Annotated in this window: 22 protein-coding genes; 16 read left to right on the top strand and 6 right to left on the bottom strand. The window is 74.0% G+C overall.

Annotation, left to right across the window (positions count from 1 at the left end; translation table 11 throughout):
- Positions 1–138: 138 nt before the first annotated feature.
- A complete protein-coding gene (locus tag Cs7R123_RS09810; RefSeq protein WP_212825342.1) occupies positions 139–804 on the bottom strand; it encodes a DUF3159 domain-containing protein in 666 nt (221 codons plus the stop codon).
- A 139-nt stretch (positions 805–943) separates the two neighbouring features.
- Here Cs7R123_RS09810 and Cs7R123_RS09805 point away from each other — a divergent pair, with 139 nt between their 5' ends.
- Positions 944–2,266 carry a M20/M25/M40 family metallo-hydrolase gene (locus tag Cs7R123_RS09805; RefSeq protein ID WP_212825340.1) on the top strand — a complete coding sequence of 441 codons (1,323 nt, stop codon included), beginning with the start codon at positions 944–946 and terminating at the stop codon, positions 2,264–2,266.
- A gap of 50 nt (positions 2,267–2,316) precedes the next feature.
- The gene (locus Cs7R123_RS09800) at positions 2,317–2,967 is read left to right on the top strand and encodes a hypothetical protein (protein WP_212825338.1); all 651 of its coding nucleotides are present in this window, start codon (positions 2,317–2,319) and stop codon (positions 2,965–2,967) included.
- Positions 2,968–3,032: 65 nt separating this feature from the next.
- Here the strand turns inward: Cs7R123_RS09800 and Cs7R123_RS09795 are convergent, their stop codons facing one another.
- The 4 genes from Cs7R123_RS09795 to Cs7R123_RS09780 all read right to left on the bottom strand — a co-directional run bounded on the left by Cs7R123_RS09795 (position 3,033) and on the right by Cs7R123_RS09780 (position 5,592).
- On the bottom strand, positions 3,033–3,698 hold the full coding sequence (locus Cs7R123_RS09795; RefSeq protein ID WP_212825336.1) for a hypothetical protein: 666 nt from the start codon (positions 3,696–3,698) through the stop codon (positions 3,033–3,035).
- Positions 3,699–3,813: 115 nt separating this feature from the next.
- Positions 3,814–4,005, bottom strand: coding sequence for a DUF5703 family protein (locus Cs7R123_RS09790; protein ID WP_212825334.1), 192 nt, complete (start codon positions 4,003–4,005; stop codon positions 3,814–3,816).
- A 101-nt stretch (positions 4,006–4,106) separates the two neighbouring features.
- Positions 4,107–5,078 (bottom strand): aldo/keto reductase, encoded by a 972-nt coding sequence (locus Cs7R123_RS09785; protein ID WP_212825331.1) that lies wholly within the window; start codon positions 5,076–5,078, stop codon positions 4,107–4,109.
- A gap of 49 nt (positions 5,079–5,127) precedes the next feature.
- Positions 5,128–5,592 carry a helix-turn-helix domain-containing protein gene (locus Cs7R123_RS09780; protein ID WP_212825329.1) on the bottom strand — a complete coding sequence of 155 codons (465 nt, stop codon included), beginning with the start codon at positions 5,590–5,592 and terminating at the stop codon, positions 5,128–5,130.
- A 69-nt stretch (positions 5,593–5,661) separates the two neighbouring features.
- Between Cs7R123_RS09780 and Cs7R123_RS09775 the strand changes: the two genes are divergently transcribed.
- The 5 genes from Cs7R123_RS09775 to Cs7R123_RS09755 all read left to right on the top strand — a co-directional run bounded on the left by Cs7R123_RS09775 (position 5,662) and on the right by Cs7R123_RS09755 (position 10,025).
- Positions 5,662–6,507: an alpha/beta fold hydrolase gene (locus Cs7R123_RS09775; protein ID WP_212825326.1), complete on the top strand. Its 846-nt coding sequence runs from the start codon at positions 5,662–5,664 to the stop codon at positions 6,505–6,507.
- A gap of 103 nt (positions 6,508–6,610) precedes the next feature.
- Positions 6,611–7,663 carry an LLM class F420-dependent oxidoreductase gene (locus Cs7R123_RS09770; protein ID WP_212825324.1) on the top strand — a complete coding sequence of 351 codons (1,053 nt, stop codon included), beginning with the start codon at positions 6,611–6,613 and terminating at the stop codon, positions 7,661–7,663.
- A 6-nt stretch (positions 7,664–7,669) separates the two neighbouring features.
- Positions 7,670–8,500, top strand: a complete 831-nt coding sequence (locus tag Cs7R123_RS09765) for an undecaprenyl-diphosphate phosphatase (RefSeq protein WP_212829047.1) — start codon at positions 7,670–7,672, stop codon at positions 8,498–8,500.
- Position 8,501: 1 nt separating this feature from the next.
- Positions 8,502–9,194, top strand: a complete 693-nt coding sequence (locus Cs7R123_RS09760) for an MSMEG_4193 family putative phosphomutase (RefSeq protein WP_212829048.1) — start codon at positions 8,502–8,504, stop codon at positions 9,192–9,194.
- A 153-nt stretch (positions 9,195–9,347) separates the two neighbouring features.
- A complete protein-coding gene (locus tag Cs7R123_RS09755; protein WP_212825322.1) occupies positions 9,348–10,025 on the top strand; it encodes a hypothetical protein in 678 nt (225 codons plus the stop codon).
- Between the two features lie 93 nt (positions 10,026–10,118).
- Here Cs7R123_RS09755 and Cs7R123_RS09750 read toward each other — a convergent pair whose 3' ends face one another.
- Entirely contained in the window at positions 10,119–11,642 is a 1,524-nt protein-coding gene (locus Cs7R123_RS09750) for a PucR family transcriptional regulator ligand-binding domain-containing protein (RefSeq protein ID WP_212825320.1), read from the bottom strand.
- Positions 11,643–11,748: 106 nt separating this feature from the next.
- Here Cs7R123_RS09750 and uraD point away from each other — a divergent pair, with 106 nt between their 5' ends.
- From uraD to Cs7R123_RS09705, 9 genes are read left to right on the top strand one after another with little or no spacing between them, the layout of a single operon-like run.
- Positions 11,749–12,246, top strand: a complete 498-nt coding sequence (gene uraD / locus Cs7R123_RS09745) for a 2-oxo-4-hydroxy-4-carboxy-5-ureidoimidazoline decarboxylase (RefSeq protein WP_212825318.1) — start codon at positions 11,749–11,751, stop codon at positions 12,244–12,246.
- Positions 12,243–12,569, top strand: coding sequence for a hydroxyisourate hydrolase (uraH, locus tag Cs7R123_RS09740; protein WP_212825316.1), 327 nt, complete (start codon positions 12,243–12,245; stop codon positions 12,567–12,569). Before uraD ends, uraH begins: the two co-directional genes overlap by 4 nt.
- Positions 12,569–13,435, top strand: a complete 867-nt coding sequence (gene pucL, locus Cs7R123_RS09735; RefSeq protein ID WP_244871732.1) for a factor-independent urate hydroxylase — start codon at positions 12,569–12,571, stop codon at positions 13,433–13,435. Before uraH ends, pucL begins: the two co-directional genes overlap by 1 nt.
- Positions 13,435–14,286, top strand: a complete 852-nt coding sequence (locus Cs7R123_RS09730; RefSeq protein ID WP_212825314.1) for a xanthine dehydrogenase family protein subunit M — start codon at positions 13,435–13,437, stop codon at positions 14,284–14,286. Before pucL ends, Cs7R123_RS09730 begins: the two co-directional genes overlap by 1 nt.
- Positions 14,283–14,747: a (2Fe-2S)-binding protein gene (locus Cs7R123_RS09725; RefSeq protein WP_244871731.1), complete on the top strand. Its 465-nt coding sequence runs from the start codon at positions 14,283–14,285 to the stop codon at positions 14,745–14,747. Before Cs7R123_RS09730 ends, Cs7R123_RS09725 begins: the two co-directional genes overlap by 4 nt.
- Positions 14,744–16,129, top strand: coding sequence for an 8-oxoguanine deaminase (locus Cs7R123_RS09720; RefSeq protein ID WP_212825310.1), 1,386 nt, complete (start codon positions 14,744–14,746; stop codon positions 16,127–16,129). The genes Cs7R123_RS09725 and Cs7R123_RS09720 overlap by 4 nt, the downstream gene beginning before the upstream one ends.
- On the top strand, positions 16,126–18,456 hold the full coding sequence (pucD, locus tag Cs7R123_RS09715; RefSeq protein ID WP_244871730.1) for a xanthine dehydrogenase subunit D: 2,331 nt from the start codon (positions 16,126–16,128) through the stop codon (positions 18,454–18,456). The genes Cs7R123_RS09720 and pucD overlap by 4 nt, the downstream gene beginning before the upstream one ends.
- Positions 18,457–19,974 (top strand): malate synthase A, encoded by a 1,518-nt coding sequence (gene aceB / locus Cs7R123_RS09710; protein WP_212825308.1) that lies wholly within the window; start codon positions 18,457–18,459, stop codon positions 19,972–19,974.
- Entirely contained in the window at positions 19,974–21,119 is a 1,146-nt protein-coding gene (locus tag Cs7R123_RS09705; RefSeq protein ID WP_244871729.1) for an HpcH/HpaI aldolase/citrate lyase family protein, read from the top strand. Before aceB ends, Cs7R123_RS09705 begins: the two co-directional genes overlap by 1 nt.
- Positions 21,120–21,124: the final 5 nt, after the last annotated feature.

Raw genomic sequence — 21,124 nt, 5'->3', positions numbered from 1 at the left:
GGACGCGCAGGGTGAGTGTCACGCGAGAGCGCTCTCCGACGCAAAGCGCGGTGCCGTTTCGGGGAAACTGCTGGAATCAGGCCGAGCTTTCGTGCACTTTCCCCGAAACCGCACCCACCCGCGACGCGGGAGGGGCGGTCAGGCGTGGGCGGGTTCGGGGACGGCGGGGTGGCGCAGGCCGGGGTGGCCGGCGGGCAGGGTGCGGCGCATCACCCACCAGCTCGCGGCCAGGCAGGCGGCGATCAGCGGCCAGGTCAGCACCACGGTGGCGGCGGCCAGCGCGCCGACCAGGCCCGCCCAGGCCAGCGGCAGCCACACGGCCAGGCGCAGCAGGTACTGCCCGACCCACACCCAGCTGCCCCGGCTGTACGCCCGCATCAGGTCCGGGTCGTGCCGCCACCGCGTGCCCTGCAGCAGCACCAGCCCGACCACGACGCCCAGCAGCGGCCAGCGGATCACGATGCTGACCGCCCAGGCCAGCGCGCTGGCGGCGTTGGTGGCGATGCGGATCAGGAAGAACGCCTCGGCGTGCCCGGTGCGCAGCGCGATCAGGGCGGCGAAGCCGATGCCGAGCAGCCCGATCAGCACCGCGCGGGGCTTGTCCCCGGCGCTGACGCGCCACACCGCCAGCAGCACGCTGACCACCACGGCGGCGCCGACGGCCCACTCCAGCGCGTGCGTGCCGCCCAGGGCCCACCCGACGCCGAAGGCCAGCGGCCCGACGGTGGCGTCGACGGCGGCCCGGCGCCCGCCGAGCAGGTCGGCGAGGCTCTCCGCGGCGGGGTCTCGCGGCGTGCCGCTCACTACGTCTCCCGGTGGTTCGCGCTAGGTTAGGAAAGGCTTGCCTTCACATCGCGCCCAGCCTAGCCGGTCGTGCCCCGGCCGGGAAGGCGGCAGCGTGCTCGACTGGGCCGGGGCAGCCGGACCTGGTAGGAAGATCCTCATGAGTACTGCCGCCACCGACGAGGTTATCGACCTCTGCCGCGACCTCATCCGCATCGACACCACGAACACCGGGGACCACGCCACCAGCGCGGGCGAGCGGGCCGCGGCCGAGTACGTCGCGGCCAGCCTCAGCGAGGCCGGCCTGGACCCGCAGGTGGTGGAGAGCAGGCCCGGCCGCGCCAACGTGATCACCCGCATCCCCGGCCGAGACAGCTCGCGCGGGGCGCTGCTGGTGCACGGCCACCTCGACGTCGTGCCGTTCGACGCCGCCGAGTGGTCGGTGCACCCGCTGTCCGGCGAGATCAAGGGCGACGGGGCCAGCGGGGACTGCATCTGGGGCCGCGGCGCGGTCGACATGAAGGACTTCGACGCGATGTCGCTGGCCGTGGTGCGCGACTGGCAGCGCACCGGCTACGTGCCGCCGCGCGACATCGTGCTCTGCTACACCGCCGACGAGGAGGCCGGCAGCGAGTACGGCGCCACCTTCCTGGTCGAGAAGCACCCCGAGCTGCTGGAAGGCTGCACGGAGGCGGTCGGCGAGGTCGGCGGCTTCTCGTACACGGTGAGCAACGACCTGCGGCTGTACCTGGTGCAGACGGCCGAGAAGGGCATCGACTGGCTGCGCGTGCACGCCAGCGGCCGCCCCGGGCACGGCTCGTTCGTGCACGACGACAACGCCGTGACCGCCCTGTGCGAGGCGGTGGCCCGGGTCGGGCGGCACCGGTTCCCGGTCGTGGTCACCCCGACCGTGCGCGCCTTCCTGGCCGAGGTCGCCGACGCGCTCCAGATCGAGCTGGACCCCGACGACCCCGAGGCGGCGATCGCCAAGCTCGGGCCGATCGCCACCATCATCGGCGCGACGATCCGCAACACCGCCAACCCGACCAGGCTGGCCGCCGGGTACAAGGACAACGTGATCCCGAGCCGGGCGAGCGCCACGATCGACTGCCGCACCCTGCCGGGCCAGTTCGAGCTGTTCCGCGAGCAGCTGCTGGAGGTGCTCGGCCCCGACCTGGAGATACAGTCGATTCACCGCCAGAACGCGCTGGAGACCACGTTCGACGGGGCACTGGTCGACGCCATGGCGCTGGCGCTGAAGGCAGAGGATCCGGGAGCGCGGGCGGTGCCGTACATGCTGTCGGGCGGAACCGACGCCAAGTCGTTCGCCCGGCTGGGTATCCGCTGCTTCGGGTTCGCCCCGTTGCGGCTGCCCGCGGAGCTGAACTTCTCCGCGTTGTTCCACGGCATCGACGAGCGGGTGCCGGTGGAGGGACTACAGTTCGGCGTGCGGGTTCTGGACAGGTTCCTGCGTCAGAGTTGAGCCTCCCGCGGCACCGACTCTGTCTCGTCGTATGAAGGAGTAACCGAGTAATGAGCGACAACCACGCCGCCGTCGAGGCTGCGCTGGAAGAGATGATCACCGCGGCCCGGGCGCACCTGGCCGCCGTCCGTGACGCCAAGGGTGAAGTCGACAGCGACGAGGTCTGGCGGGCCTATGTGGCGTTCAACAACGCCGCCGTCACCTACGACGACGCCCTCTCGGAGACGTACGGCGAGCCGCTGCCCTGGGAGGTCGAGCCGATCGACCTGGAGAAGGCCGACCGCTTCATGGCCGACCTGGTCGCCGCGGAGCAGGCCCCGACCGACCCGCACCCGCGGGTGATCTCTGTCCGCCAGCGCCGGGACTACCTGATCCCGAGCGTCTCGGCACTGATCAACGCCGCCGAGCTGGCCCGCCGCGAGGCCGGGCTCAGCGACGGCGACACCGAGCCGGTCGCCACCGTCGCCGACGCGCTGCTGGAGCTGCTGCAGAGCTCCGACGGCTCGCTCGCGGCGCTGGACATCCCGGAGCTGGAGCCGCTGGACGGCATCGTCACCGTCGCCGAGGTGGAGAACTCGCTGGAGCCCGACGACTTCGACGAGTCCGACGCCAACGGCCCGTTCACCCTGGGCGCCCAGGACAAGCTCGTCGCCCGCCTCGACGAGCACCTGAACGGCGACATCATGGAAGACCAGGACTGAGCTTCCACCAGGTCTGGTCGCGGCGCGCTCCCCTCGGGGGGCGCGCCGCTCGCGTCGTACCCCCGTCAGATGGCCGTGCGCCGCACCATCAGGTCGCGCGCCTTGCGCAGCTCCTCGATCCCGCTCGCGCTGGCCGCCCCCTCACGGAAGGCGACGCCGTAGGTCTCCCGGTCGAACCACACGCACACCACGCCTGACCTGCTCTGGAACGACCCCTTCACGCAGCCGGCCTGGCCGCCCCAGCGCTTGTCCGGGCCGATGCCCAGCTCCGTCGGCAGGGTGAACCCCAGCCCCTTGGCGACGTCGAACAGCTCGGCGGCGTCCTGCGCGCCGGGCGTGACGCTCAGCGGCGTGGCGACGGCGGCGACGAAGAGCAGGTTCTTCGCGGGTACGGAGCCGTAGAAGGCGCTGATCACCCGACTGTTGGCCGGGGCCACCGACTTGCCCACGTTCTCGACGCCCTGGGCGGCGTAGGTCAGCTTGGGGTCGGTGGACTTCGCCCGGCTGCCGATCTTCGGCGGCGCGACGAGCTCGATCTGGTGCAGCGTCACGGTCGGGGAGGGGGCGGCGGCCGGGGACGCGGCGGCGCTCGGCGTCTGCGCCTGGCTGGGTGACGGCTGCGCGGCAGTGCCGGACGGCCGCGGCGGCGCCTGCTCTGCCGTGCAGGCCGTCGCGCCGGCCAGCGCCAGTGCCATGGTGACCAGGGCCGCGGCTCGAATGTGTCTGTTCACTTGTCGCCTTCTCGGTACACAGCCCCGATGATCGGGACCCGGTAGGCGACATCGTGAAGGAAGGTTCCCTGATTCAACAAGATCCGAACGGTCGGCTTCGACAGGTCGGCTTTGGTCAGGCGGAGGGGCCCGGGAGGACGGCCAGTCGCAGCGGGCGGCGCAGCAGCACCTGGCGGGTGCCGTCCTTCATGAGCCGCATCCGGGCCAGCTCCCACCCGCCGTACTCCGCCTGGATGGCGAGCCGCACCGCCGCGGTCAGCCGGTCGATGTCTGGTGGCAGCCGCAGCGGTGCGTATTCGTAGTCCATGCACCGATCGTGCTCCTTCGCGGCGCCTTCGGCAAGCACGGGCCATATCCCGCGACCTGGGAATTCACGCGCCCCGGGGACGTCAGGGCGGGGCGGGCGGGTCAGACCTCGAGTTCGGGGTAGGTGATGGCGATGGCGGAGACGTCGTCGAGGGCGCGGGAGATCTCGGACGGCAGCGCGACGTCCTCGACCTGGAGCGCCGCCATGAGCTGGCCGACGTCGCGGGCGCCGAGCACGGGGGCGGTCACCCCGGGCCGGTCGCGGACCCAGGCCAGCGCCACCTCGGCCGGGCTGACGCCGAGCCCGTCGGCGGCGGTGGCGACCGCCTCGACGATCGCCGAGCACCGCGGTTGCAGGTACGGCAGCACGAAGCGCTCGAAGTGCGGCGACGCCCCGCGCGAGTCGGCGGGCCGCCCGTGGCGGTACTTGCCGGTCAGCACCCCGCGCCCCAGCGGTGACCAGGGCAGCACCCCGATGCCCAGCGCCGCGCACGCGGGCAGCACCTCGCGCTCGATGCCGCGCTGGAGCAGGCTGTACTCCATCTGCGTGGCGACGATGGGTGCGCGGCCGGGCCAGGCCTTCTGCCAGGTCGCGGCGCGGGCGGTCTGCCAGCCGGAGAAGTTGGACACCCCGGCGTAGCGGGCCTTTCCGGCGGCCACGGCATGGTCGAGCGCCGCGAGGGTCTCCTCCCAGGGCGTGTCCGGGTCGCTGCCGTGCACCTGCCACAGGTCCACGTACGACACGCCGAGGCGGCGCAGGGTGGTGTCGAGGGTGCGCAGCAGGTGCCCGCGCGAGCCGTCGTGGCGGCGCCCGGCGCGGGCGCGCAGCCCGGCCTTGGCGACGATGAGGATGTCGTCGCGCGACACCATGGCGTCGAGCAGGGTGCCCAGCACGGCCTCGGCCTCGCCGTCGGCGTACACGTCGGCGGTGTCGATGAGGGTGCCGCCGGCGTCCACATACGCCTTGAGCTGGGCGCCGGCGTCGTCGGGGTCGGTGTCCAGACCCCACGTCATGGTGCCCAGGGCCAGCCGGGAGACCACCATCCCGCTGTTGCCGAGCGGCCGCTGCTGCATGTCCTGAACTGTATTCGCCTCGGCTGGGCGCCGCGGATCCGTGGTCCGGTCAGGCGGTGCCGCCGGGGCGGCGCAGCTTGGTCAGCGCCGCCGGGCCCAGATGGCGGGCGAGGGTGTCCAATGCGGCGACGACCTCCGCCAGCCGGCCGGGGTCGGCTGTGCCCAGCGCGGCCGCCAGCGCCGCCTCGACGCCGCTGGCGCGGATCGCGGCGACCCGGTCGGAGACCTGCTCGGCAGGGTGTACGAGCTGGCGGCGCCGGTCGGCGGGGTCGGTAGCGGTGCGGACCGCCCCGGCGTCGCGCAGCCGCGCGACGCTGCCGGACACGGCGCTCTGCGGGAACCCGATGCGCTCGGTGATCTCGCTGATCGAGCTGCCGGGATGGGCGGCGACGTCGGCGGCGACGATCAGGACGGTCCGGTCGGCCAGGTGCTGACCGCCCGCCGGACTGGGGATGGCCTCCTCGCCGATCTTCATCAGCGTGCGCCCGAGCAGGAACAGGTCGACTCCGTTCATGCGGGCAGCCTACATCATTTCTGATGCATCAGACTTGATACATCAGAAATGATGGGTTAGGTTGAAGGCATGACGACCACGAACGCGGCGCAGGCCGCCACGCTGTCCGTGCCCGGTGCCGAGCTCTACTACGAGGTGCGCGGCACCGGCCCGCTGCTGCTGATCTCCCAGAGCGGGGAGGGCGACGCCGGGCGCAGCACCGACCTGGTGGACCGGCTCGCCGCCGACTACACCGTGGTGACGTACGACCGCCGCGGCCTGTCCCGCAGCGTCCCGGCCGATCCGGCCCGGCCCTGGACGATGGCCGACCACGCCGATGACGTGCACCGGCTGCTCGCGGCGCTGACCGACCGGCCCGCCCGGATGCTCGGATGCAGCCTCGGCGCGGTCATCGGCATGCACCTGGCGGTGCGCCACCCGGAGCAGCTCGCGGTGCTGGTCGCGCACGAGCCGGTCGCGCCCCGGCTGCTGCCGCCCACCGAGCAGGACTTCCACCAGGAGGAACTGCGCGACCTGCAGCGGCTCTACCGGGCCGAGGGCCTGCGGGCGGCACTCGGGCAGATCGCCCAGGTGCTCGGCATCGATCCGGCCAACCCCGACGCCGAACCCGGGCTCACCGCGCAGCCGATGGACGCCCGCCGCGTCGCGAACTTCGACGTGTTCATCGAGCGCGACTTCACCGCGGTCGTGGACGACGTCCTCGACCCGGCGGCGGTCCGGGCCGCAGGCGTTCCCATCGTCCCCGCGTACGGCCGGACCACCCCGCACCACGTCTTCGACCACCGCTGCGCGATGGAGCTGGCCGCGCTGCTGGGCACGCCCGCGGTCGACTTCCCGGGCGGGCACAACGGCAACACCACCCATCCCCGGGCGTACGCGCGGCGCCTGCGCGAGGTGCTGGGCGCCGCCGCCTGACGGCCCCGCGAGCAAGGCACGGGTCATGCTTCACATGATCGCTACTAGCCGGTAACCTGGCGGGGTCCGCGCCGGTGCGGGCACCGGCCTGGGAGGGCGCGCCATGAAGCTCGGACTCAACATCGGATACCTCACCCCCTGGTCGACCCCGGCCACGCTGGTCGAGCTGGCCCAGGAGGCCGACCGGCTGGGCTTCGCCAGCGCGTGGGTCGCCGAGGCGTACGGCTCCGACTCGCCGAGCCTGGTGACCTGGATCGCGGCGCACACCGAGCGCATCGACGTCGGCAGCGCCGTGATGCAGATCCCCGGCCGCACCCCGGCCGCCACCGCGATGACCGCCGCCACCATCGACACCCTGTCCGGCGGCCGGTTCCGGCTCGGGCTGGGCGTGTCCGGGCCGCAGGTCTCCGAGGGCTGGCACGGCGTACGGTTCGGCAAGCCGCTGGCGCGCACCCGGGAGTACGTCGACATCGTCAAGCTGGCCCTGAGCCGCAAGCAGGTCAGCTACGACGGCGAGTTCCACACCCTGCCGCTGCCCGACGGCCCCGGCAAGTCGCTGCGGCTGAACTTCCACCCGCTGCGCACCGAGATCCCGATCTACCTGGCCGCGGTCGGCCCGAAGAACCTGGAGCTCGCCGGGGAGATCGCCGACGGCTGGCTGGCCGTCTTCTACGCGCCCGAGTTCGCCGCCGAGCAGCTCGCCGCGATCGAGCGCGGACGGCAGAAGGCCGGCAAGACCATGGCCGGTTTCGACGTCGTGCCGACGGTGCCGGTGGTGGTCGGCGACGATGTGAGCATGTGTGCCGAGCTGGTCCGCGCGTACGCGGCGCTGTACGTCGGCGGCATGGGCAGCCGCCAGCAGAACTTCTACAACCAGCTCGCCACCCGCATGGGCTACGGCGAGGCCGCCGAGCAGGTGCAGGAGCTGTTCCTGGCCGGGCGCCACCGCGACGCGGCCGAGGCCGTGCCGATGGAGTTCATCGACCGGACGTCCCTGCTCGGGCCCAAGGACCGCATCGCCCGGCGCCTGCGTGACTTCGCCGACGCGGGCGTGACTACGCTGTCGCTGGCGCTGTTCGTCGCAGACGCCGACTCGGGCCGGGAGACGTTGCGTACTGTTGCTGAGGCGTACGCGGAGAGTGGACTGGGAGACTAGGTGGAGATCACGATCTGGCAGGCGATCGTCCTAGGCATCGTGGAGGGCATCACCGAATTCCTCCCGATCTCCTCGACGGGGCACCTGACCATCACCGAGAAGCTGATGGGCCTGCCGATCGACGACACGGCCGTCACCGCGTTCACCGCCGTGATCCAGATCGGGGCGATCGCGGCGGTGCTGGTCTACTTCGCCAAGGACATCGGGCGGCTGGCCTCCGCCTGGTTCAAGGGCGTCTTCTCCAAAGACGCCCGCGACGACCTCGACTACCGCCTGGCCTGGTACGTCATCGCCGGCTCCATCCCGATCGGCGTCGTGGGCTTCCTCGGCAAGGACCTGATCACCGGCCCGCTGCGCAGCCTGTGGTTCGTGGCGGGCTCCATGATCGTGTGGGCGGGCGTGATGGCCTTCGCCGAGTACGCCGCCACCCAGATCCGCTCGGAGAAGCAGCTCACCCTCAAGGACACCCTGATCATCGGCTTCGCCCAGTGCCTGGCCCTGATCCCGGGCGTGTCCCGCTCCGGCGCCACCATCACCACCGGTCTGCTGCGCGACCTCGACCGCGTCACCGCCACCCGGCTGTCGTTCTTCCTGGGCGTCCCCGCGCTGGTCGCGGCCGGCGTCTACGAGCTGAAGGACGCGCTGGGCGGCGACGCGGTCAGCGGGGCGGCGCTCGGCGTCGGCACGCTGGTGAGCTTCCTCGTGGCGTACGCGTCGATCGCCTGGCTGCTCAAGTTCGTCGCCCACCACACCCTGATGGCGTTCGTCTGGTATCGGGTGATCCTCGGCGGTGCGATCATCGCGCTGCTCGCCACCAGCACCATCAGCGCCACCTAGGCTGGGCGACGTGGCCACGCTACTGCTGCTGCGACACGGTCGCACCACCGCCAACGCCGACGGCATCCTCGCCGGCGACCTCCCGGTCGAGCTGGACGAGTTCGGCACCGAACAGGCCCGGCAGGCCGGTGCCCGGCTGTCCGGGCTGCCGCTGGCCGTGGTGATCAGCAGCCCGCTGCTGCGCTGCCGCCAGACGCTGGACCTCGCGCTGCCGGGCACCCCGGTCACGCCCGAGGACGGCCTGCGCGAGTGCGGGTACGGCGAGTGGTCCGGCCGGGGCCTGAAGGAGCTGGCCGACAACCCGCTGTGGGCGATGGTGCAGCACCACCCGGCCGCAGTCACCTTCCCCGGCGGCGAGGCGATGGCGGCGATGGCCAACCGCGCCGTCACCGCCGTACGCGCCTGGGACGCGCGCATCAGCGAGTCGCACGGCCACGACGCCGTCTGGCTCGCGTGCAGCCACGGCGACGTGATCAAGGCGATCGTGGCCGACGCGCTCGGCATGCACCTGGACCTGTTCCAGCGCATCCAGGTCGAGCCGTCGTCGATCACCGCGATCCGCTACACCCCGCAGCGGCCGTTCGTGCTGCGGGTCAACGACACCGGCACCTCCCTGGACGCCCTGGTGCACAAGCACCGGCCCCCGGCCGAGGAGACCGCCGAGGGCGACGCCGTCCTCGGCGGCGGCGCCTGACCTGAAACCGGCGGCCACGGCCGCGCTGTCGGATCACGGACTCCCGGGTATCACCGCGCGCCCACCGTCACTCAGGTATGACGAACACCGCACCGGCTGCCCCACGGGCACGCCGGTCAGCGGTCGTCCGCCGACAGGAGAGGCAGCAGACACATGGCGACCGAGTACGTCCGCGAGCTGGACGTCGCGCAGGGATACGACGCCACGCCGGACACGCACCGGCCGTTCGGCCGGATCGTGGGGTGGGTCGTCGGCGACGCCGTCGTCGCCCCCGACCTCCACACGATCGACCCGAAGCCGCCGGCGGCCGACCCGGGTGCGCCCGGCGGGTCCGAGGTGTTCGCGAGCAACGCGGTCGCGGTGCTGTCGTACGTGGGCTGGTCGACGGCGCCCGACCAGAGCATCACGCTGCGCGGCCGGGTGTCGCCGGCCAACGCCCAGCAGCTGCGCATGATGGCGGCCCGGTCGCTGGCCAGGGCGGTCACGTCGATCGCTGTCGTCGTCTACGAGTACGACCCGCTCGCCAGGACCTACTTCCCGAGCCTGAGCAGCTACCACGGCACGCTGCCCGCCGGGGTGCGGGCGCCGGGCGGAGCCGGGTTCAGCGCGGGCCTCGCCGTGCCCCCGGTCTACGCCCGGTTCGGGCCGCTGGGCGGCACGGCGATCGGGATCAGGGTCGCCGAGGCGCCCGCGGCCGATCCGGCCGGCGTCCCGAACGTCGCACTGGAGGTGGTGCTCGCCCCGCCGGCCGCCGCCGGGCCGCAGCAGTTCCGCCTCCAGTCCTCGACCACGGTCAAGCGGATCCAGCCGTGGGGGCTGCCGCAGGCCTGACGGCCCCGCAGTTTCGGGGAAACTGTAGGAATCGGGCCCCGAATTCGTGCACTTTCCCCGAACCTGCACGCACGCCACCTGGTGCGGCGCGGGTCAGGCGGCGGCGCGCAGCGCCAGGTACAGGTCGACGCGGTCGGGGAAGTGGTCGAGGTTGCGGCCGGTCAGGGCGCTGATGCGGCCGATGCGGTAGCGCAGCGTGTTGACGTGCAGGTGCATGGCGGCGGCGCAGCGGGTCCACGAGCCGTCGCAGTCGAGGAAGGTGCGCAGGGTGTGCACCAGGTCGGCGCGGTGGGTGGCGTCGTACTCCCGCAGGGGTGCCAGCAGGCGCTCGGCGAACGCCTCCCGGGTGTGCCGGGGCACTGCGGCCAGCAGCAGCTCGTGCGAGGCGAGCTCGGCGCTGCCGACCACGCGCACCCGCCCCGTCCGCTGCGCGGCGTACGCGAGCGCGTGCTCGGCCTGGGCCAGGGCCGACGGCAGCCCGGCCGGGTCGGCGGCGGCCTCGCTGATCCCGGCGGTCAGCCGCAGCCCGCGCACCGCCGAGACCAGGTGCCGGGCCTGGTCGCGGATCGCCGGACCGGCGTCGGCGACGACGGCCACGGCCCGGTCCCCGTCGGCGGCGACGACCGCGGCGGCCGGGTGCAGCAGCTCGGCCAGCAGCGCCGCGGCGTCGGCGCCGGTCGTGACGGCGGACAGCACGGTGTGCGGCCCGGCGTCCGGCAGTCCGCAGGCCCGCAGCGCGGCGGCGACCTCGGCGCGTCCGGCGCCGGTGCGCAGGGTGGCGACCAGCTGCTCGGCGAGCCGGTGTTCCAGGCGGCGGGCCCGGTCCTGCCGGGCGGCGTCGAGCGCGGCCAGCGCGACCAGGTTCTCCAGCGGCGCCGGGTCCCCCTCCACCACGACGAACACGCCGCCGGGCCGCTCGCCCGGCGGCACCGCGTCCAGGTGGAACTCCCGCCCGCCCAGCGCGCACCGCACCGGCAGCGCGGCGGCGCGCAGGAACTCCCGCGCCAGGCGCCGCCCCAGCTGCGCGGCGGGCGGTGCCGCGGCCGCGCGGGCGTCGCCGGTCGGCGGGCGGGCCGTGGCGGTGACCGGGTCGGGGGTGAGAGCCGGTCCGGTGACGGTGCGGCCGGTGCAGCTGAGCAGCCAGGCGCCGGATTCGGGCCATACCTCGGGGAGATCGGCTCCGGCGGACAGGCGGGCGACCAGGCCGCGCTGGCGGCTGCGCGCGGCGACCGCGCCGGCTTCGCGTTCGGACCACAGCACCGCGCTGATCCGGTCGGTGACCTCGCGGAACGACACGTCGGCGGGGACCGCGAACAGCGGCAGCCCGTGCCGGGCGCACGCCTGGACGAGGTCGTCGGGCACCGGTCCGAGCAGCCCCTCCCCGGCGCCGAGCGCGGCGACCCCCGCACCGGCCAGGCGCGAGACGAACAGCTCCGAGTCGGCGGGGTCGCGGCGCCACATCATCCCGGTGAGCACCACCTCGCCACCGGTCAGGTAGCGGGTCGGGTCGAGCAGGTCGGTGGTGTACGCCAGGGTCAGCGGCCGGTCGAGCTCATCCGCACCCACGAGCACGGGCAGCCGCGACCCGGGCTGTTCCAGCACGTCACGAAGCCGCATCCGCACCTGCCCTCGTAGTAACCTCCGAAGAGGGTAACCAGGCATTGTTGCGGTTTCAGCACATCTGACGCTTCATCGGTACGGGGCGGGCCAGTTGACTCAGTGCATGTCGACAGCCGCTTTCAACGAGCTGCCGGCGCCACAGGCGGAGGCGGAACTGCTCGCCTGCTGCGCCAGCCCCGCGTGGGCGGCGGCGGTGGCGGCCGGGCGGCCGTACGCGGACGCGGACGCGCTGGTGGCGGCGGCCGAGATGGTGCTGGACCGGCTCGGCTGGCCGCAGCTGGAGCGGGCGCTGGCGGCGCATCCGCGCATCGGCGAGCGGGCGGGCGGCGACAGCCGGGAGGCGGCCTGGTCGCGGCGCGAGCAGGCGGGCGCGGCCGGTGCCGACGCGGCGACGGCGCAGGCGCTGGTCGCGGCGAACCGGGCGTACGAGGAGCGGTTCGGCCACGTCTTCCTGATCTTCGCCAGCGGGCGCTCCGCGGACCAGATGCTCGCGGCGGCACGGGCCCGGCTGGGGCACGACGCGGCGACCGAGCGCGAGGTCGTACGCCGTGAGCTCACCGCGATCACCGTCAACCGCCTGCGGAAGTTGATGAGCTCATGAGCCTGTCGACGCATGTGCTGGACACCTGCCGGGGGGAGCCCGCGGCCGACGTGCCGGTGACGTTGCAGCGGCTGGGGCAGTACGGCTGGAGCACCGTCGCCACGGGCACCACCGACGCCGACGGGCGGCTGCGCGACTGGGTGCCCGCCGAACAGTGGCTGCCCGGCCGCTACGGGCTGCGCTTCGACGTCGCCGCGTACCAGGGCCTGGGCAGCTTCTTCCCCGAGGTCACCATCGTCTTCGACGTCGCCGACACCGTCCGGCACCTGCACCTGCCGCTGCTGCTGAGCAAGTTCGGCTACACCACCTACCGGGGGTCCTGATGGCGGTCCTGGGTGCCAACAGCTACGGCAAGGCCGAATGCCGCCTGGTGCGGGTGGACCGCGACGGCCCGCACCACCGGCTCACCGACCTGACCGTCAGCACCGCGCTCGCGGGCCGGCTGGCGGCCACGCATCTGACCGGCGACAACACCGACGTGCTGCCGACCGACACGCAGAAGAACACCGTGTACGCCCTGGCCCGCCACGGCGTCGCCACGATCGAGGAGTTCGGGCTGGACCTGGCCCGGCACTTCGTCAGCGGCGGCGGCGCGGTCGAGCAGGCCCGGGTGACCGTGCAGCGGCATCCGTGGCAGCGGCTGGGCGAGCATTCGTTCGCCCGGCGCGGCGACGAGACCCGGCTGGCCGTGGTGACCGCGTCGGCGGCGGGGGCCTGGGTGGTCGGCGGGCTGACCGGCCTGGTGCTGCTGAACACCACCGGCTCGGAGTTCCGGGGGTTCGCCCGCGACCGGTACACCACGCTGCCGGAGGCGGCCGACCGGATCCTGGCCACCGCCGTGGACGCCCGCTGGCGCTTCGCCGACCTGGGCACCGGCTGGGACGGCGCGTACGACGCGGCCCACGCCGCGCTGGTCGACGCGTTCACCCAGACCTACAGCCGCTCACTCCAGCAGACGCTGTACGCGATGGGCGAGCGGGTGCTCGACGCGGTGCCGCAGGTGGCCGAGGTGCGGCTGTCGCTGCCGAACCGGCACCACTTCCTGGTCGACCTGGCCCCGTTCGGGCTGGACAACCCGGGCGAGGTGTACGTCGCCGCCGACCGGCCGTACGGGCTGATCGAGGCGACGGTGGCACGCGAGGGCGCGGACGGGCCAGGATTGGCCTGGGATTGGGCCGGGCGATCGTGATGGACTTCCTCACTCCGCTGACGTGGGCGGACGCGCTGGCGGCCAAGGCCGAGCGCACCGATGCGGTGCCGGTGGCCGGGGGCACCGACGTGATGGTGGAGCTCAACTTCCACCGCCGCCGCCCGCCGCTGCTGCTGGACCTGACCCGGGTGCCGGAGCTGTCGGCGTGGGACCGCGACGGCGCGGTGCTGCGGGTCGGTGCCGGGGTCACGTACACCAGGATCATCGAGGAGCTGGGCGGGCAGCTGCCGGGGCTGGCCGCCGCGTCGCGCACGGTCGGCTCGCCGCAGATCCGCAACCGGGGCACCCTCGGCGGCAACCTCGGTTCGGCCTCGCCCGCCGGGGACGGCCACCCGCCGCTGCTGGCCGCCGGGGCGACGGTCGAGCTCGCCTCGGTGCGCGGCACCCGCGAGGTGCCGGTGGCCGACTTCTTCACCGGCCCCAAGCGCAGCGTGCTCGCCCCCGACGAGCTGATCGCGGCGGTGCTGGTGCCGCCCGCCGACGGACCCGAGCAGTTCGCCAAGATCGGCACCCGCAACGCGATGGTGATCGCGGTCGGCTCGTTCGCGCTGGCCCTGCACCCGGGGCGGCGCGCGGTCGGCACCGGGATCGGCTCGGCCGCGCCGACCCCGCGCCGCGCCCCCGCGGCGGAGGAGTTCGCCGCCGCGCACCTGCTCTGGGACGGCCCCGGCCCGCTCGACCCGGACCTGGCCCGCCGCTTCGGCGAGCTGGTCGCGGCCGCGGCCGCCCCCATCGACGACGTACGCGGCACCGCCGCCTACCGCAGGCACGGCCTGTCGGTGCTGGCCCGGCGCACGCTGACCTGGGCCTGGGAGGAACTGTGCGCGTGACGGCGACAGTCAACGGGGTGCCCCGCACCGCCGACGACGTGTGGGAGGGCGAGAGCCTGCTCTACGTGCTGCGCGAGCGGCTCGGCCTGCCGGGCAGCAAGAACGCCTGCGAGCAGGGCGAATGCGGCTCGTGCACGGTGTACCTGGACGGGGTCGCGGTGTGCGCGTGCCTGGTCGCGGCCGGTCAGGCGGTGGGCCGCGAGGTCGTCACCGTCGAGGGCCTGAGCGGCGGCCCGGACGCCGAGCCGGGGCCGGTGCAGCGGGCGTTCCTGGCAGCCGGTGCGGTGCAGTGCGGCTTCTGCACGCCGGGCCTGATCGTGGCGGTGGACGACCTGCTGGCCCGCAACCCGCACCCGACCGACCCGCAGATCCGCGAGGCGCTGGCGGGCAACCTGTGCCGCTGCACCGGCTACGAGAAGATCATGGAAGCGGTACGGCTCGCCGCCGGTGACGCCGCATGAGCGGGCGCGTGCTGATCGCCGACTGCGCGATCGCGACCGTCGACGCCGACGGCACCGAGCACCGGCGCGGACATGTGCTGATCGAGGGCGCCCGGATCGCCGAGGTCGGGGCGGGCGGCTACGTCGGGCCCGTCGACGAGGTGGTCGACGGGCGGGGCTGCCTGGCCACGCCGGGGCTGGTCAACACCCACCACCACCTGTACCAGTGGGCCACCCGGGGGCTGGCGCAGCAGCGCGACCTGTTCGGCTGGCTGGTCGAGCTGTACCCGACCTGGGCGCGGCTGGACGACGAGCTGGTGCACGCCACCACCGCCGCCGGGCTGGGCTGGCTCGCACTGTCGGGCTGCACCACCGCCGCCGACCACCACTACGTCTTCCCGCGCGGCTCCGGTGACCTGATCGGGACGCAGGTCAGGGCGGCGGCCGGGATCGGGATCCGGCTGCACGCCTGCCGGGGCTCGATGGACCTGGGCGCCAAGGACGGCGGGCTGCCGCCCGACCACGTGGTGGAGTCGACCGACGCGGCGCTGGCCGCGACCGCCGAGGCGATCGAGCGCCATCACGACCCGTCCCCGTCGGCCATGGTGCGGGTGGCGGTGGCGCCGTGCTCGCCGTTCTCGGTGACGCCTGAGCTGATGCGCGAGGGCGCCGCGCTGGCCCGCGCCCACGGCGTACGCCTGCACACGCACCTGGCCGAGACGCTGGAGGAGGAGCGGTTCTGCCGCGACCGCTTCGGCTGCACCCCGGTCGAGTACGCCGAGAAGCTCGGCTGGCTGGGCGGCGACGTCTGGCTGGCGCACGGGGTGCACCTGGACCCGGCCGCGATCGCCCGGCTCGGCGCCACCGGCACCGGGATCGCGCACTGCCCCAGCTCCAACGCCCGGCTCGGCGCGGGCATCGCCCCGGTGCGGGCGCTGCTCGACGCCGGGGCGCCGGTGGGCCTGGGCGTCGACGGCGCCGCCTCGCAGGAGGCGGGCGCGCTCGGCCCCGAGCTGCGCCAGGCCCTGTTCTCGGCCCGGCTGCGGGCCGCCCTGACCGACCCCGACGGCGGTGTGGCCGCGGTCGCGCTGACGGCGCGCGAGGCGCTGGCGCTGGGGACGATGGGCGGGGCGCGGTGCCTGGGGCGGGAGCGGGAGCTGGGGTCGCTGGAGGCCGGGAAGCTGGCCGACATCGCGCTGTGGCGGCTGGACGGGCTGGGGCACGCGGGCATCGCCGACCCGGTGGCCGCGCTGGTGCTCGGGCCGCCCGCACCGCTGGAGGCGCTGCTGGTCGGCGGCGCGACCGTCGTGCGCGCGGGCCGGCTGACCAATGCCGACGAGCACATCCTCGCCCGCGAACTGGCCCACGTCAGCCGCCGCCTGACCACGGAGGTGCCCCGGTGACCGGGCGCATAGAGCCGACCAGATCTTGTGCGTCTTCTGCTGCTGGGGCGACGGAGAACGCACAAGATCTCGGCGGGCCGGGCACCGGGACGCGGGTGGCGGTGCGGCCGAGCGGGCTGGACACGCGGGTCGGCGGCGGGGTGGGGAGCAGTCCGCAGCGGCCGGACGGGCGGCTGAAGGTCAGTGGCGAGTTCGCGTTCTCGTCGGATCTGTGGGCCGACGACATGCTGTGGGGCGCGACGCTGCGCAGCCCGTACCCCCGCGCGAAGCTCGTGAACCTGGACCTGACCGCGGCGGTCGCGCTGCCGGGGGTCTATGCCGTGCTCACGGCGCAGGACGTGCCGGGACGCCGGGTGTACGGCCTGGAGCACGCCGACCAGCCCGTCCTGGCCGGCACCGAGGTGCGCTACCAGGGCGAGCCGGTCGCGATCGTGGCCGCCGACCACCCCGAGACCGCCCGCCGCGCCGCGTCCCTGATCAGGGCCGACTACGAGGTGCTCACCCCCGTCACCGACCCCGACGCCGCGCTGGACCCCGCGTCCGACCGCGTCCACGCCGACCGGCCGAACCTGCTGCGGCACGTGCCGATCCGCAAGGGCGACCCGGCCGCGACCGCCGCGGTGGTGGTCACCGGCGAGTACCGGGTCGGCATGCAGGACCAGGCGTTCCTGGGCCCGGAGTCCGGGCTCGCGGTGCCCGCCGAGGACGGCGGCGTCGACCTGTACATCGCCACCCAGTGGCTGCACGTCGACCAGCAGCAGGTCGCGGCATGCCTGGGCCTGCCACCCGAGAAGGTGCGGCTCACCCTGGCCGGGGTCGGCGGCGCCTTCGGCGCGCGCGAGGACCTGTCCATGCAGGTGCACGCGTGCCTGCTGGCGCTGCGGACCGGGCGTCCGGTGAAGATGGTGTACGGCCGGGAAGAGTCGTTCTTCGGCCACGTGCACCGCCACCCCGCCCGGCTGCGCTACGAGCACGGCGCCGACCGCGACGGCCGCCTGGTCTACGTGAAGGCGAGCATCGTGCTCGACGGGGGCGCGTACGCCTCCAGCACCGGTGCGGTCGTCGCCAACGCCGCCACCCTCGGCATCGGCCCCTACGACGTGCCGAACGTGGTGATGGACGCCTACGGGCTGTACACGAACAACCCGCCCTGCGGGGCGATGCGCGGCTTCGGCGCCGTCCAGGCGTGCTTCGCGTACGAGTCGCAGATGGACCGCCTCGCCGAGGCGGTCGGGCTGGACCCGGTCGAGGTGCGGGTGCGCAACGCGCTCACCACCGGCGACCGGATGCCGACCGGGCAGGTCGTGGAGGGTCCCGCCCCGGTCGCCGAGCTGCTGCGGCTGGTCCGGGACCGGGCGCCCGCCCCGGCCGAGGCCGACTTCCGCCCCGGCGGCACCGCCAACACCACCCGGGGCGAGGGCGTGGTGCGCGGGGTCGGTTACGGCATCGGCATCAAGAACGTGTGCTTCTCGGAGGGGTTCGACGACTTCGCCACCGCCCGGGTGCGGCTGGAGCTGGTCGGCGGGCGTCCGGCGGCGCTGGTGCACACGGCCGCCGCCGAGGTCGGCCAGGGGCTGGTCACCGTGCAGGCGCAGATCGTGCGCACCGAGCTCGGGGTGGACCAGGTGACCATCGCGCCCGCCGACACGAACGTGGGCAGCGCGGGCTCGTCGTCGGCCTCGCGCCAGACGTACATGACCGGCGGTGCCGTCCGCGCCGCCTGCATCGCCCTGCGCACCCGCCTGCTGGAGCGGTGCGGAAGGGCGCCCTCACCCTTCCTCACGCCTGAGGAGCTGGTGCTGGCGCTGGCGGAGGGGCCGGTCGAGGAGACGGTGGAGTGGCGCCACCGGCCCACCCACCCGCTCGACCCGCGGACGGGCCAGGGCGACGCCCACGTCCAGTACGCCTTCGCCGCCCACCGCGCCACCGTCGACGTCGACGTCGAACTCGGCCTGGTCAAGGTGGTGGAGATCGTCACGGCCCAGGACGTGGGCAAAGCGGTGAACCCGCAGGCCGTGGCCGGGCAGATCCAGGGCGGGACGGCGCAGGGGCTGGGGCTGGCGCTGATGGAGGAGATCCAGGTCGTCGACGGAATGGTGCGCAATCCGTCCTTCACCGACTACCTGCTTCCTACGATCATGGACATGCCGCCGATGCAGCTCGACATCCTGGAGCTGGCCGACCCGCACAGCCCGTACGGCCTGCGCGGGGTGGGGGAACCGCCGACGATCTCGTCCACGCCCGCGATCGTGGCCGCCATCCGCGCCGCCACCGGCGCCGCGCTGACCCGGGTGCCGGTGCGCCCCGAACACATCGTGGGAGTCTGAGTGACCGACATCCTGAGCCCCGACGCGGTCGAGTTCGTCGCCGAACTCCAGCGGAGGTTCCGGCCCCGGCGCGACGAGCTGCTCGCGGCCCGGCAGGCCCGGCAGAAGGAGATCAGCCGCAGCGGGCGGCTGGACCTGCGCCCCGACACGGCGTGGATCCGCGAGGCCGACTGGACCGTGGCCCCGGCCCCGGCCGACCTGGTCGACCGGCGGGTGGAGATCACCGGCCCGACCGACCGGAAGATGACGATCAACGCGCTCAACTCCGGCGCCAAGGTGTGGCTGGCCGACCTGGAGGACGCCAACACCCCGCACTGGGCCAACGTCGTCGGCGGCCAGCAGAGCCTGTACGAGGCCGTCCGCCGCACCATCAGCCTCCAGCAGGGCGACAAGCTGTACGCCCTGCACCCCGGCCCGCTGCCGACGATCGTGGTGCGCCCGCGCGGCTGGCACCTGGACGAGCGGCACCTGCCCGTCGACGGCGCCCCCGGCGCCGCCGCCCTGGTCGACTTCGGCCTCCACTTCTTCCACAACGCCGCCGAGCTGCTGCGCCGGGGCAGCGGGCCGTACTTCTACCTGCCGAAGCTGGAGAGCAGCGAGGAGGCGCGGCTGTGGCAGGACGTGTTCACGGCCGCGCAGGAGCTGCTGGGCATCCCGTACGGCAGCATCCGGGCCACCGTGCTGATCGAGACGATCACGGCCGCGTTCGAGATGGACGAGATCCTCTACGAGCTGCGCGACCACGCCAGCGGCCTGAACGCCGGACGCTGGGACTACCTGTTCAGCCTGATCAAGAAGTTCCGCGAGCACCCGCGGTACGTGCTGCCCGACCGCAACTCGGTGACGATGGCGGCGCCGTTCCTGCGGGCGTACGCGCAGCTGCTGGTCAAGACGTGCCACCGGCGCGGGGCGTACGCGATCGGCGGCATGGCCGCCTTCATCCCGAACCGCCGCGACCCGAACGTGACCGCCAACGCCCTGGCCAAGGTCCGCCAGGACAAGGAGCGCGAGGCTGCGGACGGCTTCGACGGCTCCTGGGTGGCCCACCCCGACCTGGTCCCGGTGTGCCTGGAGGTGTTCGAGAAGGCCCTGCACGGCGCCCCGAACCAGCTCGCGCGGCAGCGCCCGGACGTCGTGGTCGGCCCCGGCGACCTGCTCGACGTGAGCACGGTGCCCGGTCACGTCACCCGGGCCGGGGTGCGGGCCAACATCGACGTCGGCATCCGCTACCTGGCGGCCTGGCTGGGCGGCAACGGCGCGGCGGCGATCAACAACCTGATGGAGGACGCGGCCACCGCGGAGATCTCCCGGTCGCAGCTGTGGCAGTGGCTGCGACACGAGGTGGTGCTGGAGTCCGGCGAGCGGGTCACCCGCGCGCTGCTCCAGGAGCTGATCGAGGCCGAGATGCTGGAGCTGGGCCCCGAGTACGCGGTCGCCCGGGGCCTGTTCGAGCAGGTCGCGCTGGCCGACGAGTTCACCCCGTTCCTGACCCTGCCCGCCGGGGAGCTGATCGACTGATGCTCACCGGCTCGGCGTACGCCGACCTCGACCGGCGCCTGGCCGCCGACGACGCCCAGTGGCGGCAGCACTATCCCGGCGAGCCGGCCACCCGCCAGCCGCTGCACACCGTCTACGTCCCCGCCGACCGGGTGCGCGCGGACCTGGTGCCGCGCTGGGGCGCCCAGGCGCTGGCCGCGGTCGCCGAGCACGGGCTGCCGTACCCGGAGGAGCTGCGCGAGCGGGTGGGCCGCAAGCTGTCCACCGAACCGGTCGAGGACCTGCGCATCGACTTCGAGGACGGCTACGGGGTGCGCGAGGACGAGACCGAGGACGCCCACGCCCGCGCGATGGCCGCGTACGTGGCGACCCGGCCGGCGCCGTTCACCGGCATCCGGATCAAGAGCCTGGAGGCGCCGACCCGGGCGCGGGCGGTGCGCACCCTGGACCGGTTCCTGGACTCCCTCGGCACCATCCCGCCCGGGTTCGTGGTGACGCTGCCGAAGGTGAGCTCGGTGGCGCAGGTCGAGGCGATGGCGGCGCTGTGCCGCAGGCTGGAGCCGATGGCGGGACAGCTGCGCTTCGAGCTCCAGATCGAGCTGCCGCAGGCGGTGCTGGCCGCCGACGGGACGGTCCCGCTGGCCCGGATGATCCACGCGAGCGGCGGGCGGTGCACGGGCCTGCACTACGGCACGTACGACTACTCCGCCGCGCTGGGCATCGCCCCCGGGCACCAGGCGGCCGACCATCCGGCGGCCGACCACGCCAAGGCGGTGATGCAGGTGGCGGCGGCGGGCACGGGGGTACGGCTGTCCGACGGCTCCACCAACATCCTGCCCGTCGGGGACACCGCCGCCGTGCACGCCGCCTGGGCCGTGCACGCCGCGCTGGTGCGCCGGGGCCTGGAACGCGGCTTCTACCAGGGCTGGGACCTGCATCCGGCGCAGCTGGCCACGCGCTTCGGCACGGCGTACGCCTTCTTCCGCGACGGCGCGCCCCTGGCCGCCCGGCGCCTGCGCGACTACCTGGACCGCCGCGACGGCGGCTACCTCGACGAGCCCGCCACCGCCCGCATGCTCGCCGCCTTCCTGCGCCGCGGCCTGCACTGCGGCGCCCTCGACCCGGCCGAGCTCGACCTCGACCCCGCCACCCTGGACGCGCTGTGACTGAC

It is taken from the genome of Catellatospora sp. TT07R-123 (assembly GCF_018327705.1).
Taxonomy (GTDB): Bacteria; Actinomycetota; Actinomycetes; order Mycobacteriales; family Micromonosporaceae; genus Catellatospora.
The sequence above is the reverse complement of the archived record's forward strand: the minus strand, read 5'-3'. Positions and strand labels throughout refer to the sequence as shown.

Excerpts from the sequence above, each read along its gene's own strand:
- Cs7R123_RS09805 (WP_212825340.1), top strand. The coding sequence starts at position 944 with ATGAGTACTGCCGCCACCGACGAGGTTATCGACCTCTGCCGCGACCTC.
- Cs7R123_RS09800 (WP_212825338.1), top strand. The coding sequence starts at position 2,317 with ATGAGCGACAACCACGCCGCCGTCGAGGCTGCGCTGGAAGAGATGATC.
- Cs7R123_RS09790 (WP_212825334.1), bottom strand. The coding sequence starts at position 4,005 with ATGGACTACGAATACGCACCGCTGCGGCTGCCACCAGACATCGACCGG.
- Cs7R123_RS09785 (WP_212825331.1), bottom strand. The coding sequence starts at position 5,078 with ATGCAGCAGCGGCCGCTCGGCAACAGCGGGATGGTGGTCTCCCGGCTG.
- Cs7R123_RS09780 (WP_212825329.1), bottom strand. The coding sequence starts at position 5,592 with ATGAACGGAGTCGACCTGTTCCTGCTCGGGCGCACGCTGATGAAGATC.
- Cs7R123_RS09775 (WP_212825326.1), top strand. The coding sequence starts at position 5,662 with ATGACGACCACGAACGCGGCGCAGGCCGCCACGCTGTCCGTGCCCGGT.
- Cs7R123_RS09770 (WP_212825324.1), top strand. The coding sequence starts at position 6,611 with ATGAAGCTCGGACTCAACATCGGATACCTCACCCCCTGGTCGACCCCG.
- Cs7R123_RS09755 (WP_212825322.1), top strand. The coding sequence starts at position 9,348 with ATGGCGACCGAGTACGTCCGCGAGCTGGACGTCGCGCAGGGATACGAC.
- Cs7R123_RS09750 (WP_212825320.1), bottom strand. The coding sequence starts at position 11,642 with ATGCGGCTTCGTGACGTGCTGGAACAGCCCGGGTCGCGGCTGCCCGTG.
- uraD (WP_212825318.1), top strand. The coding sequence starts at position 11,749 with ATGTCGACAGCCGCTTTCAACGAGCTGCCGGCGCCACAGGCGGAGGCG.
- uraH (WP_212825316.1), top strand. The coding sequence starts at position 12,243 with ATGAGCCTGTCGACGCATGTGCTGGACACCTGCCGGGGGGAGCCCGCG.
- pucL (WP_244871732.1), top strand. The coding sequence starts at position 12,569 with ATGGCGGTCCTGGGTGCCAACAGCTACGGCAAGGCCGAATGCCGCCTG.
- Cs7R123_RS09730 (WP_212825314.1), top strand. The coding sequence starts at position 13,435 with ATGGACTTCCTCACTCCGCTGACGTGGGCGGACGCGCTGGCGGCCAAG.
- Cs7R123_RS09720 (WP_212825310.1), top strand. The coding sequence starts at position 14,744 with ATGAGCGGGCGCGTGCTGATCGCCGACTGCGCGATCGCGACCGTCGAC.
- Cs7R123_RS09705 (WP_244871729.1), top strand. The coding sequence starts at position 19,974 with ATGCTCACCGGCTCGGCGTACGCCGACCTCGACCGGCGCCTGGCCGCC.